This window comes from Pseudomonas sp. NY15354 (assembly GCF_048068075.1).
GTDB classification, from domain to species: Bacteria; Pseudomonadota; Gammaproteobacteria; order Pseudomonadales; family Pseudomonadaceae; genus Aquipseudomonas; species Aquipseudomonas guariconensis_C.
The window spans coordinates 299,174-320,985 of the sequence record NZ_JBLUPV010000003.1; the positions used below are offsets into that span (position 1 = coordinate 299,174).

Annotated in this window: 23 protein-coding genes; 11 read left to right on the forward strand and 12 right to left on the reverse strand. The window is 62.9% G+C overall.

The features are described from left to right. Positions 1-37 precede the first annotated feature (37 nt). The 7 genes from murA to ACNFCH_RS05060 form a co-directional block, all read right to left on the reverse strand. A complete protein-coding gene (murA, locus tag ACNFCH_RS05030) occupies positions 38-1,303 on the reverse strand; it encodes a UDP-N-acetylglucosamine 1-carboxyvinyltransferase (RefSeq protein ID WP_337158821.1) in 1,266 nt (421 codons plus the stop codon). Positions 1,304-1,327: 24 nt separating this feature from the next. Further along, positions 1,328-1,567, reverse strand: coding sequence for a BolA family protein (locus ACNFCH_RS05035; RefSeq protein ID WP_029613593.1), 240 nt, complete (start codon positions 1,565-1,567; stop codon positions 1,328-1,330). A 118-nt stretch (positions 1,568-1,685) separates the two neighbouring features. Further along, entirely contained in the window at positions 1,686-1,988 is a 303-nt protein-coding gene (locus ACNFCH_RS05040; RefSeq protein WP_337158820.1) for an STAS domain-containing protein, read from the reverse strand. Then, positions 1,985-2,638: an MlaC/ttg2D family ABC transporter substrate-binding protein gene (locus ACNFCH_RS05045; protein ID WP_070093002.1), complete on the reverse strand. Its 654-nt coding sequence runs from the start codon at positions 2,636-2,638 to the stop codon at positions 1,985-1,987. The genes ACNFCH_RS05040 and ACNFCH_RS05045 overlap by 4 nt, the downstream gene beginning before the upstream one ends. Before the next feature lie 9 nt (positions 2,639-2,647). Further along, positions 2,648-3,133 (reverse strand): outer membrane lipid asymmetry maintenance protein MlaD, encoded by a 486-nt coding sequence (gene mlaD, locus ACNFCH_RS05050; RefSeq protein WP_070093003.1) that lies wholly within the window; start codon positions 3,131-3,133, stop codon positions 2,648-2,650. Next, the gene (gene mlaE, locus ACNFCH_RS05055; protein ID WP_196162893.1) at positions 3,133-3,930 is read right to left on the reverse strand and encodes a lipid asymmetry maintenance ABC transporter permease subunit MlaE; all 798 of its coding nucleotides are present in this window, start codon (positions 3,928-3,930) and stop codon (positions 3,133-3,135) included. The genes mlaD and mlaE overlap by 1 nt, the downstream gene beginning before the upstream one ends. Continuing rightward, complete coding sequence (locus ACNFCH_RS05060) at positions 3,930-4,739, reverse strand: ATP-binding cassette domain-containing protein (RefSeq protein WP_043213285.1); 810 nt, start codon at positions 4,737-4,739, stop codon at positions 3,930-3,932. The genes mlaE and ACNFCH_RS05060 overlap by 1 nt, the downstream gene beginning before the upstream one ends. Positions 4,740-4,973: 234 nt before the next feature. Here ACNFCH_RS05060 and ACNFCH_RS05065 point away from each other — a divergent pair, with 234 nt between their 5' ends. The 10 genes from ACNFCH_RS05065 (at position 4,974) to ACNFCH_RS05110 (ending at position 11,974) form a co-directional block, all read left to right on the forward strand. Next, complete coding sequence (locus ACNFCH_RS05065; protein WP_070093004.1) at positions 4,974-5,951, forward strand: KpsF/GutQ family sugar-phosphate isomerase; 978 nt, start codon at positions 4,974-4,976, stop codon at positions 5,949-5,951. Between the two features lie 14 nt (positions 5,952-5,965). Next, on the forward strand, positions 5,966-6,490 hold the full coding sequence (locus tag ACNFCH_RS05070) for a KdsC family phosphatase (RefSeq protein ID WP_196162894.1): 525 nt from the start codon (positions 5,966-5,968) through the stop codon (positions 6,488-6,490). 8 nt (positions 6,491-6,498) lie between these two features. Continuing rightward, positions 6,499-7,071 carry an LPS export ABC transporter periplasmic protein LptC gene (lptC, locus tag ACNFCH_RS05075; RefSeq protein ID WP_416742376.1) on the forward strand — a complete coding sequence of 191 codons (573 nt, stop codon included), beginning with the start codon at positions 6,499-6,501 and terminating at the stop codon, positions 7,069-7,071. Then, positions 7,058-7,582 (forward strand): lipopolysaccharide transport periplasmic protein LptA, encoded by a 525-nt coding sequence (lptA, locus tag ACNFCH_RS05080; RefSeq protein WP_043213272.1) that lies wholly within the window; start codon positions 7,058-7,060, stop codon positions 7,580-7,582. The genes lptC and lptA overlap by 14 nt, the downstream gene beginning before the upstream one ends. Then, the gene (gene lptB, locus ACNFCH_RS05085; RefSeq protein ID WP_043213270.1) at positions 7,583-8,308 is read left to right on the forward strand and encodes an LPS export ABC transporter ATP-binding protein; all 726 of its coding nucleotides are present in this window, start codon (positions 7,583-7,585) and stop codon (positions 8,306-8,308) included. It abuts the gene before it with no gap. A gap of 158 nt (positions 8,309-8,466) precedes the next feature. Next, positions 8,467-9,960 carry an RNA polymerase factor sigma-54 gene (locus ACNFCH_RS05090; RefSeq protein ID WP_337158819.1) on the forward strand — a complete coding sequence of 498 codons (1,494 nt, stop codon included), beginning with the start codon at positions 8,467-8,469 and terminating at the stop codon, positions 9,958-9,960. A 77-nt stretch (positions 9,961-10,037) separates the two neighbouring features. Then, positions 10,038-10,346 (forward strand): ribosome hibernation-promoting factor, HPF/YfiA family, encoded by a 309-nt coding sequence (gene hpf / locus ACNFCH_RS05095; RefSeq protein ID WP_043213265.1) that lies wholly within the window; start codon positions 10,038-10,040, stop codon positions 10,344-10,346. 12 nt (positions 10,347-10,358) lie between these two features. Next, complete coding sequence (gene ptsN / locus ACNFCH_RS05100) at positions 10,359-10,823, forward strand: PTS IIA-like nitrogen regulatory protein PtsN (RefSeq protein WP_070093008.1); 465 nt, start codon at positions 10,359-10,361, stop codon at positions 10,821-10,823. A gap of 3 nt (positions 10,824-10,826) precedes the next feature. Continuing rightward, a complete protein-coding gene (gene rapZ / locus ACNFCH_RS05105) occupies positions 10,827-11,681 on the forward strand; it encodes an RNase adapter RapZ (RefSeq protein ID WP_070093009.1) in 855 nt (284 codons plus the stop codon). A 20-nt stretch (positions 11,682-11,701) separates the two neighbouring features. Further along, positions 11,702-11,974, forward strand: a complete 273-nt coding sequence (locus ACNFCH_RS05110; RefSeq protein WP_043213258.1) for an HPr family phosphocarrier protein — start codon at positions 11,702-11,704, stop codon at positions 11,972-11,974. 116 nt (positions 11,975-12,090) lie between these two features. Here ACNFCH_RS05110 and pmbA read toward each other — a convergent pair whose 3' ends face one another. Continuing rightward, positions 12,091-13,437, reverse strand: a complete 1,347-nt coding sequence (gene pmbA, locus ACNFCH_RS05115) for a metalloprotease PmbA (RefSeq protein WP_196162898.1) — start codon at positions 13,435-13,437, stop codon at positions 12,091-12,093. Between the two features lie 109 nt (positions 13,438-13,546). Here pmbA and yjgA point away from each other — a divergent pair, with 109 nt between their 5' ends. After that, the gene (gene yjgA, locus ACNFCH_RS05120; protein WP_043213253.1) at positions 13,547-14,068 is read left to right on the forward strand and encodes a ribosome biogenesis factor YjgA; all 522 of its coding nucleotides are present in this window, start codon (positions 13,547-13,549) and stop codon (positions 14,066-14,068) included. 84 nt (positions 14,069-14,152) lie between these two features. Here yjgA and tldD read toward each other — a convergent pair whose 3' ends face one another. The 4 genes from tldD to rng form a co-directional block, all read right to left on the reverse strand. Continuing rightward, on the reverse strand, positions 14,153-15,592 hold the full coding sequence (gene tldD, locus ACNFCH_RS05125) for a metalloprotease TldD (RefSeq protein WP_337158818.1): 1,440 nt from the start codon (positions 15,590-15,592) through the stop codon (positions 14,153-14,155). Positions 15,593-15,594: 2 nt separating this feature from the next. Next, a complete protein-coding gene (locus ACNFCH_RS05130) occupies positions 15,595-16,446 on the reverse strand; it encodes a carbon-nitrogen hydrolase family protein (protein WP_416742377.1) in 852 nt (283 codons plus the stop codon). After that, a complete protein-coding gene (locus tag ACNFCH_RS05135; protein ID WP_416742378.1) occupies positions 16,446-20,264 on the reverse strand; it encodes a YhdP family protein in 3,819 nt (1,272 codons plus the stop codon). Before ACNFCH_RS05135 ends, ACNFCH_RS05130 begins: the two co-directional genes overlap by 1 nt. A gap of 82 nt (positions 20,265-20,346) precedes the next feature. After that, positions 20,347-21,804: a ribonuclease G gene (gene rng, locus ACNFCH_RS05140; protein ID WP_416742379.1), complete on the reverse strand. Its 1,458-nt coding sequence runs from the start codon at positions 21,802-21,804 to the stop codon at positions 20,347-20,349. Positions 21,805-21,812 lie beyond the last annotated feature (8 nt).

Genomic DNA, 21,812 nt, shown 5'->3' on the forward strand with positions numbered 1-21,812 from the left:
CATGGAATTCGGTGGGCGCATCCTTGCGCCGAACAGACTAGCCCGGTACGCGGCGGATCTTCGCCCCGAGCATCTGCAGTTTTTCCTCGATGCACTCATAACCACGGTCGATGTGGTAGATGCGGTCGATCAGGGTATCGCCATCGGCGACCAGGGCCGACAGCACCAGGCTGGCCGAAGCCCGCAGGTCGGTAGCCATGACCGGCGCACCCTTGAGCGCCTTGACCCCGGTCACGATGGCGGTGTTGCCTTCGACCTGGATCTGCGCACCCATGCGGTGCATTTCATAGACGTGCATGAAGCGGTTTTCGAAGATGGTCTCGATCACTGCGCCAGTACCTTCGGCAATGGCGTTGAGCGAGATGAACTGCGCCTGCATGTCGGTCGGGAAGGCCGGGTACGGGGCGGTACGCAGGTTGACGGCCTTGGGCCGCTTGCCGTGCATGTCCAGCTCGATCCAGTCTTCGCCGGCGGTGACTTCGGCACCAGCTTCCTTGAGTTTTTCCAGCACCGCTTCAAGGATGGTCGGATCGGTGTCCTTGACCTTCACGCGACCGCCGGTGACGGCAGCGGCGACCAGGTAGGTACCGGTCTCGATACGGTCGGGCATCACGCGGTAGGTGGCCGAGTGCAGGCGCTCGACACCATCGATGGTGACGGTGTCGGTACCGGCGCCCTGGATCTTGGCACCCATGGCGATCAGGAAGTTGGCCAGGTCGACCACTTCAGGCTCGCGAGCGGCGTTCTGCAGCACGCTGCGGCCCTTGGCCAGGGCAGCGGCCATCATGATGTTCTCGGTACCGGTCACACTGACGGTATCGAAGAAGAAGTGCGCGCCACGCAGGCCGCCTTCTGGTGCCTTGGCCTTGATGTAGCCGCCTTCGACTTCGATCTTCGCACCCATGGCCTCGAGGCCGCGGATGTGCAGGTCGACAGGACGCGAACCGATGGCGCAACCACCAGGCAGCGCGACTTCGGCTTCGCCGAAACGGGCGACCATCGGGCCGAGCACGAGGATCGAGGCGCGCATGGTCTTGACCAGCTCGTACGGTGCGACCAGGGTCTTGATGGTGCGCGGGTCGATCTCCACCGAGAGCTTCTCGTCGATCACAGGCTCGATGCCCATGCGACCGAACAGCTCGATCATGGTGGTGATGTCGTGCAGGTGTGGCAGGTTGCCCACGGTGACCGGGCCGTCAGCCAGCAAGGTCGCCGAGAGAATCGGCAGGGCGGCGTTCTTCGCCCCGGAAATGCGGATCTCGCCATCGAGACGCGCGCCGCCAGTGATAATCAGTTTGTCCATTGCAATCTCGCCGCCAACGTTGGCTCAGGTGCGCTCAGCCCAGGCTGCGCTGCTGAAAAATTTCATGGTTACCGCATGGATGCTGCCATCGGCGATCCACGGATTCAGGTGAGCATAGATCGCCTGCTGGCGCTTGACCGGGCTCTGGCCGGCCAGCTCGTCGCTGATCACGTTCAACTGGAAGTTGCAGCCTTCGCCTTCAACTTCGACCCGGGTTCCCGGCAATTTCTCTTCAAGGAAGCTTTTAACTTCTACGGCCTGCATGCTCAACCTCAATCGGCGCCCAGTGCGCGCGGGTCGGCCATCATACAAAAAAGCCCCTCGCCTGCGAAGCCCATGGAGGGGCGCGCTGACCGAGGGGCTATCCCAGGGTGGCGAACCATCAGCCCGCCAGCACTTCATCGAGGTCATAGACCCCGGCGATATCGCGCATGTCGTCGGGCATGCCCCGCAGTTCCCAGCCCTTGCCTGCGGCCTGGGCATCACGGATGAAGCCCAGCAGCAGGGAGAGACCGACACTGCTGGACTTGGCCACGGACGAGCAATCGAGCACCAGCTTCGACTCACGACAGGCCGCGATCAATGCCTTGCCCTCTTTGCGCAGAGCCGGACCGCTGCGGTAGTCCAGCACACCGGCCAGGCACAGGACGCCCGGCTCGGTCATGCTCACGCCAGCTTCGCTCATTTCACTTCCTTGTCTGGCGAGTTGTCGGCAGCTTCCTTGGCCTTGGCCACTTCGCCAGCCCAACCATCGATGGTCTTGTCCAGGTTGTTGCCGTTGCGCTGCATGGCATCGGCGAACTGATCGCGGAACAGCTTGCCGATGTTGATGCCATTGACGATCACGTTACGCACCTTCCACTCGTCGCCGAGCTTCTGCATGGTGTACTGGACCGGATAGACCGCACCGTTGTTGCCGGTGACCTTCATGCCGACGCTGGCGCGATCGCCATTTTCAGCCTTGGCCGGGTCGACGGTGATGCCCTGGTTGTTGTACTCCAGCAACGCATTGCCATAGAACTGCATCAGGCTGCGCTTGAAATTTTCCTGGAAGCGCTGCATCTGCTCAGGCGTTGCCTTGCGCGAGTACTTCACGGTCATGATGCTCTTGGAGATGCCATCGGCATCGACCACGGGGCCGAGAATACGGTTGAGCGCATCGTAGAAGGCCTGTGGGTTGGTCTTGTACTGCTCTTTATTGGCCTTGAGGTCGCTCAACAGGGCATCGGTGGTGCCTTGCACCACATCACGAGGGGCTTGGCCAGGCACCGCCAGGGCAAACAATGGGAAGGCCGCCAAAAGGACCAGCAGGCCGCGTCGCAGGATCGAAATCATGGAAACTCCTTAATTAGCGGGTTGAGCTTCTTTGGGTTCCTTGCCCACGGAATTGAGCAGGAACTTGCCAATCAGATCTTCCAGCACCAGGGCCGACTGGGTGTCATGGATGGTAGAGCCATCCTTGAGCATGTCCTCTTCACCGCCCACGCTGATGCCGATGTACTTCTCGCCGAGCAACCCGGCGGTCAGGATCGAGGCAGTGGAGTCGGTCGGCAGGTTGTCGACGCTCTTGTCCAGCTGCAAGGTCACCCGACCGGTATAGGAGTCGCGATCCAGATCGATGGCCGTGACCTTGCCGATGGTCACACCGGCCATGGTCACTTTAGCTCTGACCGTCAAACCAGCGATATTGTCGAAGTACGCATAAACTTTATAGGTGTCGCTGCTGGGGCTTGCGGACAAGCCGCTGACGCGCAGGGCCAGCAGCAGCAACGCCAGAATCCCGGCCAGCAGGAACAGGCCGACACCGATTTCCAGGGTGCGGTTTTGCATCAGAAATCTCCAAACATCAAGGCGGTCAGAATAAAGTCCAGACCCAGGACTGCCAACGAGGCGTAGACCACGGTCTTGGTAGTGGCACGGCTGATCCCTTCCGAGGTGGGCTCGCAGTCATACCCCTGGAACACGGCGATCCAGGTCACGACGAAGGCGAACACAACGCTTTTGATCAACCCGTTGAGCACGTCGTCGGTGAAGGAAACACTGTTTTGCATGTTGGCCCAGAAAGAGCCCTCGTAGACGCCCAGCCAGTCCACCGCCACCCAGGACCCACCCCAGATACCGACCACGCTGAAAATCAGCGCCAGCAACGGCAGCGAGATGAAGCCGGCCCACAGACGTGGGGCGACGATGTACTTGAGTGGGTCGACGCCGATCATCTCCAGGCTGGACAGCTGCTCGGTCGACTTCATGTTGCCGATTTCGGCGGTCAGGGCCGAGCCCGCGCGCCCGGCGAACAGCAAGGCGGTCACGACCGGCCCCAGCTCACGCAGCAAGGTCAGGGCGATCATCTGGCCCACGGCCTGCTCCGAGCCGTACTTGGTGAGAATGCTGTAGCCCTGCAGCGACAGCACCATGCCGATGAACACGCCAGAAACCACGATGATCGCCAGCGACAGCACGCCCACCGAATAGAGCTGCTTGACCAGCAACTGGAAGCCGCCACCGATCCCGCCACGTCCACCCATGGCGTGCCCGAGGAACAGGCAGGAGCGGCCGAGCACAGCCAGGACGTCGATGGCCGACCGGCCGAACAGACGAATGCGTTCGAGTATGGATTTTCTGCGCATCACCGCGCCCCCAGCAGATCGGCGCGATAGTCAGGCGCGGGAAAGTGAAATGGCACCGGGCCATCCGGATCACCCTTCATGAACTGACGGATACGCGGATTGTCCGACCCCATCAGTTCGTCGGGCGTACCCTGCCCCAACACCTGGCCATCACCGACCACGTAGATATAGTCGGCGATGCTCGCGGTCTCGGCCAGGTCATGGGAGACGACGATGCTGGTAATCCCCAGGGCGTCGTTGAGCAGCCGGATCAGGCGCACGAGCACCCCCATGGCGATGGGGTCCTGGCCGACGAAAGGCTCGTCGTACATGAGGATCTGTGGATCCAGCGCGATCGCCCGGGCCAGCGCCACCCGGCGCTTCATGCCACCGGACAGCTCGTCCGGCATCAGGTCGATGGCACCCCGCAGGCCCACGGCCTGCAGTTTCATCAGGACGATGTCACGGATCATCTCGTCCGACAGTTGGGTATGCACCCGCAACGGGAAGGCGACGTTCTCGAACACGTCGAGATCGGTGAACAGGGCACCGCTCTGGAACAGAACACCCATCTGCTTGCGCGCATCGAACAGATCGCTGCGCGACAGGCTCGGCAGGTTCTGCCCGGCGACCCATACCTCGCCGCTGGAGGGGCGCAACTGCGCGCCCATCAGGCGCAACAGGGTTGTCTTGCCGCACCCGGAAGGCCCCATGATGCCGGTGACCTTGCCCCGTGGGATGCGTATGTCGACATTGCTGAAAATGCTGCGCGAACCGCGCTTGAAGGTAACCCCCTTCAACTCGACCGCGTAGGCGCTATCCACACTCATCTAGACTCCTTGCGATGCAGCCTCGTCTGCAATGGACGCCTACCCTCTTCATGAAGGCACACGCATCCCTGCCGGGCTGAATAGCGGCGAACTATAGCACCGCAGCAACGCCGCCCCCAAGGCCATTGCAGGGGCTGTTCAGCCCTGCGACAGCAACCCAGACAAACGAAAGATGAGGCTTTTGCACATTGCCGTTATAATCGGCACCTTTTTTACCAGACATTGCTTTCCGACATGAGCCAATCCAGCGAGCTGATCCAATCCGCCCAGCGCACCCTGCGCCTGGAACTCGAAGCCGTAGAGGGCCTTCTGCCCCGTATCGACGGCAATTTCGTCAAGGCTTGTGAGCTGATTCTGAACAGCAAAGGCCGAGTCGTCGTGCTCGGCATGGGCAAGTCGGGCCATATCGGCAACAAGATCGCCGCGACCCTTGCCAGCACCGGCACCCCAGCGTTTTTCGTGCACCCGGCCGAGGCCAGCCACGGCGACATGGGCATGATCACCCGCGACGATGTCATCCTGGCCCTGTCCAACTCCGGCAGCACCGCCGAAATCGTCACCCTGCTGCCGCTGATCAAGCGTCTGGGCATCCAGATGATCAGCCTTACCGGCAATCCGGACTCGCCCCTGGCCCAGGCCGCCGAGGTCAACCTCGACGCCAGCGTCGCCCAGGAGGCCTGCCCGCTCAACCTTGCGCCCACCTCCTCCACCACCGCTGCGCTGGTGCTGGGTGACGCCCTGGCCATCGCCCTGCTCGAGGCACGCGGCTTCACGGCCGAGGACTTCGCCTTCTCCCACCCGGGCGGTGCGCTGGGTCGTCGCCTGCTGCTGAAGGTGGAAAACGTCATGCACACCGGCGAAGCCCTGCCGATCGTGCAGCGCGGCACCTTGCTCAAGGACGCCTTGGTAGAGATGTCGCGCAAGAGCCTGGTAGGCATGACCGTGGTCCTGGAGGCCGACGGGCGACTGGCCGGTGTGTTCACCGACGGCGACCTGCGCCGCGCCCTGGAGCGCAACATCGATGTACACAAGACCATCATCGACCAGGTGATGACTGTCCACGGCAAGACCGCCCGCGCCGAGATGCTCGCCGCCGAGGCCTTGCGCATCATGGAAGACAACAAGATCAACGCGCTGGTGGTGGTCGACCAGAACGATCGCCCCACCGGGGCCTTGAACATGCACGACCTGCTGCGCGCAGGAGTGATGTGATGGAGTGCAATGCAATGAACCCGGATCTTCTGCAACGCGGCAAGGCCATCAAGCTGGCCGTGTTCGATGTCGACGGCGTGCTGACCGACGGTCGCCTGTATTTCCTCGAGGACGGCAGCGAATTCAAGACCTTCAACACCCTGGACGGCCACGGCATCAAGATGCTCATGGCGTCGGGCGTGACCACGGCGATCATCAGCGGGCGCAAGACCCCGGTGGTCGAGCGCCGCGCGAAGAACCTCGGCATCCCGCACCTGTTCCAGGGCCGCGAGGACAAACTGGTGGTGCTCGACGGCCTGCTCGCCGAACTGGGCCTAAGCTATGAACAGGTCGCCTACCTGGGCGACGACCTGCCAGACCTGCCGGTGATCCGCCGTGTAGGTCTTGGCATGGCGGTGGCCAGCGCCGCCCCGTTCGTTCGACAGCACGCCCACGGCGTGACCCAGGCCCGCGGCGGTGAAGGCGCCGCACGCGAGTTCTGTGAACTGATCATGCAGGCCCAGGGAACCCTGGACGCTGCCAACGCCAACTACCTCTAAGGCCAGACATGTTCAGCAAGAAAGCCAGAAATATCGTGCTGCTCGGTGCGATCGCCGCACTGCTGGTGGCCGTCGGCTATTGGAACATCAGCCCCGAGAGCTTCCTCGAAAAGCCGGCGGCCCAGGTCGATGAAAACGCCATCGACTACTATGCGATCAACGCCCACAGCGTGCAGTACCTGCCTGATGGCAAGGTGCAATACGAAATGACCGCCGACAAGGTCGAGCACCTCAAGGCCAGCGAGATCACCTTGGTGACCACGCCGGACCTGCACATGTACCGGGGCACCCAGTATCCCTGGCACGTGCAGAGCGTGCGCGCCGAGGTCAACCCGGACGGCAGCGAGGTCGAGCTGATCGACAAGGTCCGGGTCGCCCGCACCGATGAAAAACAGCGCGAAACGATCATCACCACCACCCGCATGACCGTCTTCCCGCAGAAGCAATATGCGCAGACCGAGCAAGCCGTTAGAATCGACGGCGCCGGTGGGACGACTACGGGCAAAGGAATGAAAGCGTATTTGAAAGACGGCAGGATGGACCTGCTGTCCAACGTAAGAGGACAGTATGAGGCTCGTTAACACCCTCCCCTTTTTGCTCAGCCTGAGCGCGGCACTGGGAAGCGCGAGCGCCTTGGCCCTGCCGAACGATCGTGACCAGCCTATCCGCATCCAGGCTGACAACGCTCACCTGGACGACAAGCAAGGCGTCGCCACCTATACCGGCGACGTGATCATCACCCAGGGCTCGATGATGATCAAAGGCAACACCGTCACCATTACCCGTGCCGCCTCCGGCGACATCGATGTGGTCACCTCGGTGGGCAACCTGGCCTATTTCGAGCAGCAGCAGAGCGCCGCCAAGCCCGACAAGATGAAGGGCTGGGGCGTGACCATCCAGTACCAGGCGCAGAAAGACATGGTGATCCTCACCGATCGCGCCAAGGTCGAAAACGAAGGCAACACCACCGAAGGCGAGAAGATCGTCTACAACACCAAGACCCAGGTGGCTACCGCCGGTCGTGGTGGCAATGTGACTTCGCCACGTCAGCGTATCGACATGGTGATCCAGCCGAAGAAGAAGGCCGAGTAAATGGCAACCCTCAAAGCCCAGCACTTGGCCAAGAGCTACAAGAGCCGCCAGGTTGTCCGCGACGTCAGCCTGTCGATCGACAGCGGTCAGATCGTCGGCCTGCTCGGCCCCAACGGCGCCGGCAAGACCACCTGCTTCTACATGATCGTAGGCCTGGTCCGCGCCGACCAGGGGCGCGTGCTGATCGACAACCTGGACGTCAGCCACCAGCCCATGCACGGTCGCGCCCGCGCCGGCATCGGTTACCTGCCCCAGGAAGCCTCGATCTTCCGCAAGCTGTCGGTGGCCGACAACATCATGGCGATCCTCGAGACCCGCAAGGAACTCGATCGTGACGGCCGGAGAAAGGAGCTGGAAAGCCTGCTGCAGGAGTTCCACATCAGCCACATCCGCGACAACCTCGGCATGAGCCTTTCCGGTGGTGAACGCCGCCGGGTCGAGATCGCCCGCGCCCTGGCCACCGCACCGAAGTTCATCCTGCTGGACGAACCCTTTGCCGGTGTCGACCCAATCTCCGTGGGCGACATCAAGCAGATCATTCACCACCTCAAGGCCAAGGGCATCGGTGTACTGATCACCGACCACAACGTCCGCGAAACCCTTGATATCTGTGAAACCGCCTACATCGTCAATGATGGTCAGCTGATCGCCGAGGGCGACGCCGAGACCATCCTGGCCAACGATCTGGTCAAGGAGGTTTACCTGGGCCACGAGTTCCGACTCTAACGGCCCGGAGTCTGCCTGGGGCACTGAAGGAAGTGATACAGTGCTCTAGGCAAACGCTACAATTTCAGGCATATAACTTGCTTAAAATTGGCGCCTCGGCGCCCTACGTGTAGTGGATGGCGCATGCGCGCCGGCGAACAAGGTATTAAGCCCCAGCCATGAAACCATCGCTCGTCCTAAAAATGGGCCAGCAACTGACGATGACCCCGCAGTTGCAACAGGCCATCCGTCTGCTCCAGCTCTCCACCCTGGACCTGCAACAGGAAATCCAGGAAGCGCTGGAGTCCAATCCGATGCTCGAACGTCAGGAAGACGGCGACGACTTCGACAACAGCGACCCGATGGCCGACAACGCCGAGAGCAAGCCCGTTGCCGAAACCCAAGAGAGCAGCTTCCAGGAGAGCACCAGCAGTGCCGAGAACCTGGAAGAAGGCGAATGGAACGAGCGCATCCCCAACGAGCTGCCCGTGGACACGGCCTGGGAAGACATCTACCAGACCAGCGCCAGCAACCTGCCCGCCAGCGATGATGACGAGTGGGACTTCACCACTCGCACCTCCATCGGCGAGAGCTTGCAGAGCCATCTTCTGTGGCAACTCAACCTGGCGCCGATGTCCGATACCGACCGGCTGATCGCCGTGACCTTGATCGACAGCATCAACGAACAGGGTTACCTGGAGGACAGCCTCGAGGAAATCTGCGCAGGCTTCGACCCCGAACTGGATATCGAACTCGACGAAGTCGAAGCGGTACTGCACCGCATTCAGCAGTTCGAACCCGCCGGCATCGGCGCCCGCAGCCTGGGTGAATGCCTGCTGCTGCAGTTGCGCCAGCTACCCGCGAACACCCCATGGATGGCCGAGGCCCAGCGCCTGGTCACCGACTTCATCGACCTGCTCGGCAGCCGCGACTACAGCCAGCTGATGCGCCGCATGAAGATCAAGGAGGACGAACTTCGCCAGGTCATCGAACTGGTGCAGAGCCTCAACCCCCGCCCCGGCTCGCAGATCGAATCCAGCGAGCCTGAATACGTGGTACCAGATGTCATCGTGCGCAAGGACAGCGACCGCTGGCTGGTCGAGCTGAACCAGGAAGCGATACCACGCCTGCGGGTCAACCCACAGTACGCCGGTTTCGTCCGCCGCGCCGACACCAGTGCCGACAACACCTTCATGCGCAACCAGTTGCAAGAGGCTCGCTGGTTCATCAAGAGCCTGCAAAGCCGCAACGAGACGCTGATGAAGGTCGCCACCCAGATCGTCGAGCACCAGCGAGGCTTCCTGGACCATGGTGACGAGGCGATGAAGCCCCTGGTGCTACACGACATCGCCGAAGCCGTGGGCATGCACGAGTCGACCATTTCCCGGGTCACCACGCAGAAATACATGCACACCCCACGTGGCATCTACGAACTGAAATACTTTTTCTCGAGCCATGTGAGCACCTCCGAAGGCGGTGAATGCTCGTCTACGGCGATCCGCGCGATCATCAAGAAACTGGTTGCGGCGGAAAATCAGAAAAAGCCATTGAGTGACAGCAAGATCGCTGGTTTACTGGAGGCACAAGGCATCCAGGTAGCCCGTCGCACCGTCGCCAAGTACCGCGAGTCCCTCGGCATCGCACCGTCGAGTGAGCGCAAGCGACTGATGTAGCCCCTGGCAGAGCCATAGCGTTTCAGTGGCAGGTGCAATACCTGCCCTTTATGCACGGGCAACAAAGGAGAAGCTGTATGCAAGTCAACATCAGTGGACAGCATGTAGAAGTCACCCAACCACTGCGCGAGTATGTCCTTGAAAAGCTCGCCCGCGTGGAGGGGCATTTCGACAAGATCACCAACGTGACGGTGATCATGAAGGTCGAAAAACTGCAGCAGAAGGTGGAGGCCACACTCCAGATTCCCGGCGGTGAAGTGGTCGCCAATGCCGAACACCAAGACATGTATGCAGCGATCGACGCCCTGGCTGACAAGCTCGACCGCCAATTGAAAAAACATAAGGAAAAACAGCAAAGCCTGCTGCAAGGTGCAGCCGCCCGCTGACCCCTCTCATCCATGATCCGACTTGAAACCATCCTGACCCCCGGCCGTTCCCTCGTGAACGTGCCGGGCGGCAGTAAAAAGCGCGTGCTCCAGGAAATCGCCACCCTGATCGCCAGGGAAGTGCCCGAACTGGAGATGGAAGACGTATTCGAAAAACTGGTTGGCCGTGAAAAGCTCGGCTCCACCGGTTTCGGCAACGGCATCGCCATCCCTCATTGCCGCCTCGAAGGTTGCACCGCACCGGTCAGCGCGCTGCTGCACCTGGATGCCCCCATCGACTATGACGCCATTGATGGCGCGCCGGTGGACCTGCTGTTCGTCCTGCTTGTGCCAGAGGCCGCCACCGACGCCCACCTTGAACTGCTGCGCCAGATCGCCAGCATGCTCGATCGCAAGGAGGTCCGCGATCGCCTGCGTGCCGCCGACAGCAGCGAGGCCCTGTACCAGGTAGTCCTGGACGCACAGAACGAGCACTGAAACATGCGCCTGATCATCGTCAGCGGCCGGTCCGGCTCCGGCAAAAGCACCGCCCTCGATGTACTGGAAGACAACGGTTACTACTGCATCGACAACCTGCCCGCCGGGCTGTTACCCCAGTTGGCAGAAAACGCACTGATCAATACCGAGCTGCTGCAACCGAAGGTGGCCGTCTCCATCGACGCCCGCAACCTGCCCAGTCATCTGACACGCTTCCCCGAACTGCTCGAGGACGCCAGGAGCCGGCACATCCAATGTGACGTGCTGTACCTGGATGCCGACGAGGAGACCCTGCTCAAGCGCTTCTCCGAAACCCGTCGTCGCCACCCGCTGACCAACGCCAATCGCTCCCTTGCTGAAGCGATTCGCGTCGAAAGCGAGCTGCTGGGCCCGATCGCCGACCTGGCCGACCTCAAGATCGACACCACCAACCTCAATCTTTACCAGTTGCGCGACGCGATCAAGCTTCGCCTGCTCAATCAACCCGAGCCCGGCACGGCGTTTCTGGTGGAGTCCTTCGGCTTCAAGCGCGGCATGCCCGTGGACGCCGACCTGGTGTTCGATGTGCGCTGCCTGCCAAACCCGTATTGGAAGCCCGAGCTGCGTGAGCACTCCGGGCTGGACCAACCCGTAATCGATTACCTGGCCGCCCAACCGGATGTCGAAGAGATGTTCCAAGACATCTCCAGCTATCTGCTCAAATGGCTGCCACGTTTCGCCGCCAGCAATCGCGCCTATGTCACCATCGCGATTGGCTGCACTGGCGGTCACCACCGCTCTGTCTACCTGACCGAGCGCCTGGGCCAGCTTTTGCAACAATCCCTGAAAAACGTCCAGGTCCGCCATCGCGACCTCTAGCCCACAGGATCCGCACCCCAATGCCCGCCCGCGAAATCACCATCATCAACAAGTTGGGCCTGCACGCCCGGGCGGCAGCCAAGTTCGTTGGCGTGGCCGGGCGCTTTCCCTGCCAGGTCAGGGTGGGACGAGCACCCGACAAAATGGTGGACGGCAAGAGCATCATGGCGGTGATGATGCTTGCAGCGGGCAAGGGCACCCAAGTGCATTTGATGACCGAGGGCGAGCAGGACAACGAGGCCATGGATGCCTTGGTCGAGTTGATCAACAACTATTTCGACGAAGGCGAGTAACCCCAGGCCAGCCGTACCTGCATAGCTCCTCCCCCAGTCATTCGACTGCAGGATCGGGCTTGCTCCGAGATGGGCCGCATAGCGGCCCAAGCGTCAGGAACATCAGCTATCAAGCCTCAGCTCCCCGCCACAGTCATCCTCTCGATCAGCACCGAGCCACTGTGAATATTGCTCCGGGTTTCGATATCGCTACCGATCGCGACGATCTGCTGGAACATATCCTTCATGTTGCCAGCAATCGTCACTTCCTGGACCGGGAACTGGATCTCGCCGTTCTCTACCCAGAAGCCCGCCGCGCCGCGGGAGTAATCGCCCGTCACCATGTTCAGGCCATGCCCCATCAGCTCGGTCACCAGTAAGCCGCGCCCCATACGACGGATCAACGCGGCCTGGTCTTCCACACCGTGGGTGACGAACAGGTTATGCACGCCGCCGGCGTTGGCAGTGCTCGGCAGGCCCAGCTTGCGTCCGGAGTAGGTGCCCAGCAGGTAGGACACCAGTTCGCCCTTTTCCACGAACGGCTTTGCATAGGTCGCCAGGCCATCGCCGTCGAAGGCCGCGCTGCCCAGGGCTCGCGGCAGGTGAGGACGCTCATCAAGGGTCAGCCAGGTGGGGAACAGGCGCTGGCCGATAGCGCCATCGAGGAAGGATGATTTGCGATACAGGTTGCCGCCGGAGATAGCCGACAGGAAGCTGCCGAACAAGCCGCCGGCCAGCTCCGCGGAGAACAGCACCGGCACCTCGCAGGTCGGTACCGGGCGTGCACCCAGGCGGCTGGCCGCGCGCTGTGCGGCGCGCTGACCGATGCTGCGCGGATCGGCCAGCAATTGTCCCTGGCGATTGACGTCGTACCAGTAGTCGCGCTGCATCTGCCCTTCGCCCTCGGCGATCATCACGCAGCTCAGGCTGTGACGCGTGGAGGCATAGCTGCCGATGAAACCATGGCTGTTGCCATAGACCCGGCAGCCTTGATGGGTGTTCAGGGTGGTGCCGTCGGCGTTGAGGATGCGTGGGTCGGCGTCGAAAGCCGCCGCCTCACAGGCCAACGCCATCTCGACAGCCTTTTCCGGCTCCAGGGCCCAGTCATGATAAAGGTCGAGATCGGGAATCTCGCGGGCCATCAGCGCCGCATCGGCCAGGCCTGCACATTCATCCTCGGAGGTATGCTGGGCAATGGCCAGGGCGGCCGCCACGGTCTCGCGAATCGCTTCGGGGCCGCTGGCTGAGGTACTGGCCGAGCCTTTGCGCTGGCCAACATAGAGGGTGATGCCAAAACCTTGATCGCGGTTGAACTCGACGGTCTCGACCTCGCGCTGCCGCACCGTGGTGGACAAGCCCTGCTCCAGCGACACCGCCACTTCGCAGGCGCTGGCGCCTTGGCGACGTGCTTCGGCGATGATCGCCTCGACCTGCTCCTGCAACGCCGGCAGGTCCTTGGGGCCTACGCTCTGGACTGCACTCATGGTTCTCTCCACTCGAAATTCTGCGTACGGCTAGGGTCATTCTACGACCGGGCCGGACAAGCGGCCCCCGACTGGTTATCATGGCGGCGATTTCTAGCGGACTGCCACCATGGTTGATTCTTACGACGACGCCTTCGACGGCGAAAAAAGCAAAACCCAGATCAAGCGCGAGCTGCATGCGCTGGTCGAGCTCGGTGAACGCCTCACCACCCTCAAGGCCGACACCCTGGCTCGCCTGCCACTGACCGACGAACTGCGCCGGGCACTGGCCGAAGCCCACAAACACACTGCTCACGGCGCTCGCAAACGCCATATGTCGTTCGTCGGCAAGCTGATGCGCGACCAGGACATCGATGCCATTCATGCCCTGCTCGAACAGATCGACAGTTCGAGCCGCCAGTACAACGAACGCTTCCACAATCTGGAGCGTTGGCGCGATCGTCTGGTGGACGGCAATGACGAGGACCTCGAGCGTTTCGTCAACGAGTATCCCGACACCGATCGCCAGCACCTGCGCTCCCTGATCCGTCATGCCCAGCACGAGAAGGCCCGGAACAAGCCGCCGGCCGCCGCGCGCAAGGTCTTCAAATACATCCGCGACCTCGACGAAACCCAGCGCGGCCTGCGCTGAGGCCTGCCCCCTCGGGCTGCCACGCAGCCCCGACGGGGGCGCCCCTGGGTCGCCACAGGACCGCACCGCGGTCCTGCAAGCCCATCACGCGCCCGTACCGCCTACGGTAATGGCATCCAGCTTCAGGGTCGGCTGGCCAACGCCCACCGGCACCGACTGCCCATCCTTGCCGCACGTCCCGACGCCGCTGTCCAACGCCAGGTCGTTGCCGACCATCGATACCCGGCTCATTGCCTCCGGACCATTGCCGATCAGGGTCGCGCCCTTGACCGGTGCCGTGATCTTGCCGTCCTCGATGAGGTAGGCCTCGCTGGTCGAGAACACGAACTTGCCGCTGGTGATGTCAACCTGACCGCCGCCGAGGTTGGCGCAGTAGATACCCTTTTTCACCGAGGCGATGATTTCCTGCGGGTCGCTTTCGCCAGCACGCATGTAGGTGTTGGTCATGCGTGGCATCGGCAGGTGGGCATAGGATTCGCGCCGCCCGTTGCCGGTGACCGCCATGCCCATCAGACGCGCATTGAGCTTGTCCTGCATGTAGCCTTTGAGAATGCCGTTCTCGATCAGCGTGGTGCACTCGGTCGGGGTTCCTTCGTCGTCCACGCTCAGCGAGCCACGACGTCCTTCCAGGGTGCCGTCGTCGACGATGGTGCAGAGCGTCGAGGCGACCTGCTCGCCGATACGCCCGCTGTAGGCCGAACTACCCTTGCGGTTGAAGTCGCCTTCCAGGCCATGGCCTACCGCTTCGTGCAGCAGCACCCCGGACCAGCCAGGACCGAGCACGACCGGCAAGGTACCCGCCGGTGCCGGCTTGGCTTCGAGGTTGACCAGCGCCTGGCGCAGCGCCTCACGGGCATAACCCATGACCCGCTCCTCGGTGAAGTAGCGGTAATCGGTACGCCCGCCTCCGCCCTGGCCGCCGCGTTCGCGACGACCGTTCTGCTCGACAATCACACTGACGTTGAAGCGCACCAGTGGGCGCACATCAGCCGCCAGGCTGCCATCGACCGCGGCCACCAAAATCCGCTCCCAGACACCGGCCATGCTCACGGTGACCTGCTGGATGCGCGGATCCAGGGCGCGCGTAGCGGCGTCCACACGCTTGAGCAGCTCGACTTTTTCGGCGCGACTGAGCACGTCCAGCGGGTTGTCCGGTGCGTACAGGGCCGTCACATCCTGGCTGCGGAAGGCCTGTACACGGCCCTCCTGCCCTGCGCGAGAAATCGATCGGGCAGCGCGCGCCGCCGAGGTCAGGGCCTCGAGGTTGATGGCGTTACTGTAGGCAAAGCCCGTCTTCTCACCGGACTGGGCACGTACACCCACGCCTTGGTCGAGGTTGAAGCTGCCTTCCTTGACGATGCCGTCCTCCAACGCCCAGGTTTCCGAAATCTGCCCTTGGAAATACAGGTCGGCAGCATCGATGCCGGGGCCCGCCAACTCGCCGAGCACAGCCTGCAGGCTGTCCAGGGTCAGTCCGCCCGGGGCCAGGAGCTGTTCGCTGACGGTGGATAACATCTGGCTCATAGTCACTCCGAGGTGTGCGCAGGCCGCAAAGCGTCCTGCGAGAAAAAGCGCCGGTGCAAGGCAACCGGCATTCGCGCCCGGATGGACGCCTGTTCTTCGCTGTCGCGCTCGGCCAGCAATACGCCTTCGCCGCGCGCCTGTTCGGCGATGATCCGCCCCCAAGGGTCGATGATCGCCGCATGACCATGGGTTTCCCGTGGTCCCGGGTGGGTGCCGCCCTGGGCTGCGGCCAGCAGGTAGCACTGTGTTTCGATGGCCCGCGCACGAATCAGTACTTCCCAATGGGCTGCGCCGGTCACTGCGGTAAAGGCCGCCGGTGCGCTGATCAGCTCCGCTCCGGCCATGCGCAAGGCGCTGTACAGTTCGGGAAAGCGCAGGTCGTAGCACACGGTGAGCCCCAGGCGACCCACCGGCGTGTCGGCGATCACCACCTGGCTGCCGTGGGCATAGTCATCGGACTCGCGATAGCGCCCGCGGTTGTCGGCCACATCCACATCGAACAGGTGCAACTTGTCGTAACGTGCCGCGACCTCGCCCTGCTCGTCGATCAGCAACGAGCAGGCGTGGGCCTTGGCGTCAGGCTGGTCGACCGGAGGCAGCGGCAAAGTGCCGGCCACAATCCATAACCTGAGGTCGCGGGCCGTGCGTTTCAACCAGGGCAGGATCGGGCCCTGACCAAGGGCTTCGGCGCGGCCGATCGCCGCCGCATCGCGCCGCCCCATGGCGGCGAAGTTCTCTGGCAGCACGGCCAGGCGGGCGCCGCCGTCGGCGGCCTGTTCCAACAGGGCCCTGGCACGCTGCAGGTTGGCCAGCACATCGTCCTGACTGACCATCTGAATGACCGCTGACTTCATTAGCGTTTCTCGAAAGGTTTCACAAAGGTCATTTTAGGCTCTTTCCAGGGCCCCTCGATGCGGTAGTTCACGCTGGCAAAGCGCGACACGCGATCGCCAATCAACCGATCCACCAGGAACAACGCGCCGCCAACAGCCGGCGCCCCGACGATCAAGGCGGCCAACGGCAGGTTGTTGGTGACTGGCAAGGTGACCTGCAGGTTGGCATCGACACGGTCGCGCACCAGGTCCAGCGTGCCATCGAGTTCGAAGTTGCTCGAAGGCCCCTTGATGGTGATCGGCTCGCGGGTCACATAGACCCCCTGGCTTGCCACCAGCAGACCCTTGACCCGGTCGTAGGCCAGGCCCTTGTCGAATAGGTCGGAGAAGTCCAGGCGCAGACGCCGGCCAATGGAGTTGAAGTTGAGCAGGCCGAATACCCGCAGCGCCTGGGCGCTGCCTTCGACTTCGACGAACTGCCCGGAGCGCAAGGCGGCATCAAGACTGCCGGAGAAGCGCTTTAGCGCCACCCACGCCGGCGAGCCGGGCCAGCGGCCATCCACATCCAGGCGGAAGTCACGACTGGTGGCAGTGGGCGCGAAGCCCCAGGCCTTGAGGACATCGGCCAGGTTCTTGCCCTCCAGGCGCCCCTTGTACCAACTGCCGGTGCTCCCCGGCTCGCCCTCCCAGCCACCGCTGCCATCGATACGCAGCCCTTTGAGGTCCAGGTCGACGTCATCGAAAGTCATGCCGCGCGGCGTGGGTCGCAGCTTCACCGCCAGGCTGCCAAACAGATCGTCGCCGCGGTACAGCTTGTCGACCGTGACATCCAGGGCCGGCACTTTGCGCGGGTCGAAATCGGCCAACGGGTCCGGGGCATCCTCGGGCTGCTTGCCCGCAGGATCCCCAGGCGGCAGGCGCAGGGTCTGCAGCCTGACCACCATCGGCGCGGCCTTGGCATCGGGCAGACGCGCGTTGCCTATGACCTCGCGGCTGTCCAGGCGCACATCCCAGGCAGCGCTGCCACGCACCAGGCGCACGACGGCTTGGTTCAGATCGAGGCCGAACGCCTTGAGCTGCCCGATGCTCAGGTCCACACCCTGCAGATTCTGCCGCGCATTGCCGCCTGGGTCCTGCCCTGCGAAGCGCTCCATTTGCGCTTGCCAGGGCGCAATGTCCAGCGACTCGATCCGGCCCCGCACTCGCAGCCCCTGGCCAGACGGCACCTGGGCAGTGCCACTGCCCAGCAGCAACTCGCCGCGCCCTTGGGCAAGGGTGGCAGCAGGCGCTGCATAGGCGAAGCGGGCAAGCTCGCCATAGCTCGCATCGATACGCCGCTCAGGCCCTTTCAGCGTCATGCTGAAGCGACTGTCGCGGGCATCCTGCGCGGCCTTGCCGAACGGGGCTGGCAAATCGATCGCCAAGCCTTTGAGCGAGGAGTTGACGCTCAGCCGGTTATCGCGACTGCCCAGGCTGACCTGCAACTGGTAAGGGAGATCGCCCGAGACGGGCAGCGGCTGGGTGAATTTCAGCCAGTCGGTCAGCGCCTTGGGGGTCAGCTGGCCGCTGGCGTCGATGCGGGTCTGGATCTGACCGGGCTGGCCCTCGGCGAAGATCTGCGCCGTGACCGGCTTGCCGAATGCCTGCAGGCTGATGCCCTTGCCGCTGAGGCCCTTGTCCAGGTCAAAGCTGAAGTCGCCCTTCAAGCGGCTCAACTCCAGGCTCGGCGGGGCAACCTTAAGTCGCGCATCGGCGGTGGCGAAATCGACCTGTACCTTCGGATGCTCGCCATGCGCCAGAGGAATATCGAGTTTGACCTTGCCCTTGAGCGGCCCTTCGCCCTCCCAACCGGCAAAGATCTCGCCGGTACCGATCGGAGCCTCCTGAAGAATCTTCAGGCCATCGCCCAGGCGACCATCAAAATCACCATCGAGGAACAGATGGCTGTGCTCGCCGGCGTCGACATGCGGAATATCGACGCTGACATCACTGACCTGGGTGTCGAGCAGCAGGCCATGCCGGGCCTTGATGCGCACGCCACTGTCCTCGATCAGCACATCGCCCTCGACCTGCTGCACTTGCGGCCAGCCGGGCTGGAAGTCCAGCGCCGCATCGTGCACCTTGAAGAACAGGCTGATACTGCGCGCCTCAGGTGATGCGCCATGGTTCAGCGAACCTTGGTACTGGAAGTAGCCCTCATCGACGTTGCCTTTGACGATGGCGCTGCGCAGCCACTCGTCCAAGGCCGGGCTGAGCACTTCGGGCAGGTACTTGGCGGTGTAGCGCCCGTCACCTTCAGTCAGGCCGACGCGCAGGTCCATGTAGTCCTCGCGCCCTTCTTCGAAGAGCAAGCGGATGAGGAAGTCCGCAGCGATCTTGCCTTCTTCGCCCAGCACCTTGATGTAAGGCGCGATCAGGGTGAAGCCTTCCTGGTCCAGACGCCAGGTGAGCCGCGCATTGGCCTTCTGGTAGTGCCAGGGTTTGGCGAAGATAGGATACAGATGCAGCATGAAGGCGTCGGTATCCAGGCGCAGCTCCCCTTGCCCCAGGTCCCCGCTGATACTGCCGCTCACATTCCCGGCCGCTGGCGCGCCGTGATAGGCATCGAAGCCAACCTTCTCGAGATTGGCGGCGAACTGCAGGCGCTGGTTTCCCTCGGCCTTCGGGCGCACGTCCAAACGCACATTGCGCAGCGCGCCGGTGACCTTGAGCGCGTCCACCACGGCCATCAGCTTGTCTGGCAATGGCGCCAGCGCCTGGACCAACGGCGTCAGCGGCGTCAGGTCAAGCCGGTCGGCCTGGATCTGCCAGTTTTCCTGAGTCGGCTCCTGGCCAGTCTGCTGCTTGAGCTGGACGCGAGTTTCCCAGCGCCGCTCGCCGATGCTGACTGCCAGCGAATCGACCACGCCTTCGATGCCGTCCTTGCCGCGCTGGACCCAGGCGGTCAACGCCAGGTTATCGAGGGTCACCGCCTTGCGCTCGCTGTAGGCACCGCGCAGTTGCGGTGCATTGAGGCGCACCACCGCGCGTTGCAGCTGACCTTGGCGCCAGTCGATCCAGAACTCTCCGCCCGCCCGCAAGGTATGAGCCTTCCACTGCCCCAACAGCCGGGGCGGCAACCAGCGGGCCCAATCGCTTTGCGGCAGGCTCAGGTAGGCCTCGACCTCACCGTCGCGCCAGGCCTTGGCGCTGGCGCGGGCATGCAGACTGACGGCCAAGGGCTGGCCATCGGGCAAGGTCGCGCGCAGATCCAGCGCCTGACGAGACGCACCGGCCTGCAAGCCCAGGCTCACATAGGTGAGGGTGAGGGGGTCGCGTTGCCAAGGGTGGAGGGTCACTTGGCTGTCGAAGACATCGACCCTGCCCAGTTGTCGCAGGCGCTGCAGCACTTGGGCGGGGTCCAGTGGCGTATCGTCCTTGCGCGGCAGACCTTCGAGCGCCCAGGCGCCTTGCTCGTCCTCGCGCAGGATCAGTTGCAGCCCGCCCAGCTGGATACGCGCCAAACGCAGCTCGCGGGCCTTGAGACTGGCCCATAGGTCAGGGACGGCCTTGACTTCATCCAGGCGCAACGCCGAGGCGCCCTCGCCCACTTGCAGGTCGCGCACCCGCAGTACCGGTGCCAGGCCGCTCCAGCGCCCTTCGAGGGCACCGACATGTACCGGCAGCCCCAGGGCTTGCTCAGCCTTGCTTTGCACTTCGGCACGGTACTCGGCCACCAAGGGGACCAGCTCCCGACCGAGGCTGACATACAGCGCCACCAGCACCGCCAGCAGGGCGCAGAATCCCAGCCCCCAGCGGGTCAAGGCGCCTAGAACGTGGGTCAGACGTCCCATGGCCATGGCCCTCCAAGTCGTCCCTTAACTATGGCTGGGTACCGTGGCTTTGCCAGCAGGGTCGGCCACATAAAGGTTTCAGAACGAGTCAGAGCAGCACCACATCATATTGTTCCTGGGAATACATGGATTCGACCTGGAAGCGAATGGTCCGGCCAATGAAGGCCTCCAGCTCGGCAACGTTGCCGGACTCCTCGTCGAGCAGACGATCGACGACTTTCTGGTTGGCCAAGACCCGGTAGCCCTCGGCCTGGTATGCCCGGGCCTCACGGAGGATCTCCCGGAAAATTTCGTAACATACCGTCTCGGGCGTCTTCAGCTTGCCGCGCCCCTGGCACGCAATGCAGGGTTCGCACAGCACCTGCTCGAGGCTTTCACGGGTGCGCTTGCGGGTCATCTGCACCAGGCCCAGCTCGGTGATGCCAATGATGTTGGTCTTGGCGTGGTCCCGCTCAAGCTGCTTCTCCAGGGTGCGCAACACCTGGCGCTGATGCTCCTCGTCTTCCATGTCGATGAAGTCGATGATGATGATCCCACCGATGTTGCGCAGTCGCAGTTGCCGGGCAATGGCGGTGGCCGCTTCGAGGTTGGTCTTGAAGATGGTCTCTTCGAGGTTGCGATGGCCGACGAAGGCACCGGTGTTGACGTCGATAGTGGTCATCGCCTCGGCAGGATCGACCACCAGGTAGCCGCCGGACTTGAGCGGTACCTTGCGCTCCAAGGCACGCTGGATCTCGTCCTCGACGCCATACAGGTCGAAGATCGGCCGCTCGCCCGGGTAATGCTCGAGGCGATCGGCGATTTCAGGCATCAGCTCGGCGACGAACTGCGTGGTTTTCTGGAAGGTTTCCCGAGAATCGATGCGGATCTTCTCGATCTTCGGGTTGACCAGATCACGCAGGGTGCGCAAGGCCAGCCCCAGGTCCTCGTAGATGACCAACGGGGCGCCGCACGTCAGGATCTGGCTGCCGATCTGCTCCCACAGGCGACGCAGGTAGCGGATGTCCTGGAGGATTTCGTCGCTGCGGGCGCCCTCGGCGGCGGTGCGCAGGATGAAGCCACCAGCGTCCTTGATATCTTCTTTTTCCACGCAATCGCTGACCACTTGCTTGAGGCGCTCGCGCTCTGCTTCGTCCTCGATCTTCAGCGAAATACCCACGTGGCTGCTGCGTGGCATGTACACCAGATAGCGCGATGGGATCGACAATTGGGTGGTCAGGCGGGCGCCCTTGGTGCCGATCGGATCCTTCGTCACCTGGACCACCAGCGCCTGGCCCTCATGGACCAGGGCAGTGATGTTCTCCACCGCCGAACCTTCGCGCTGGGAGATTTCCGAGGCATGGATGAAGGCCGCACGTTCCAGACCGATGTCGACGAAGGCCGCCTGCATGCCCGGCAGGACCCGCACCACCTTGCCCTTGTAGATGTTGCCGACGATGCCACGACGCTGGGTGCGCTCGACATGCACCTCTTGCAGGACACCGTTTTCCACCACTGCCACGCGTGATTCCATCGGGGTGATGTTGATCAGGATCTCTTCACTCATGGCAGGCT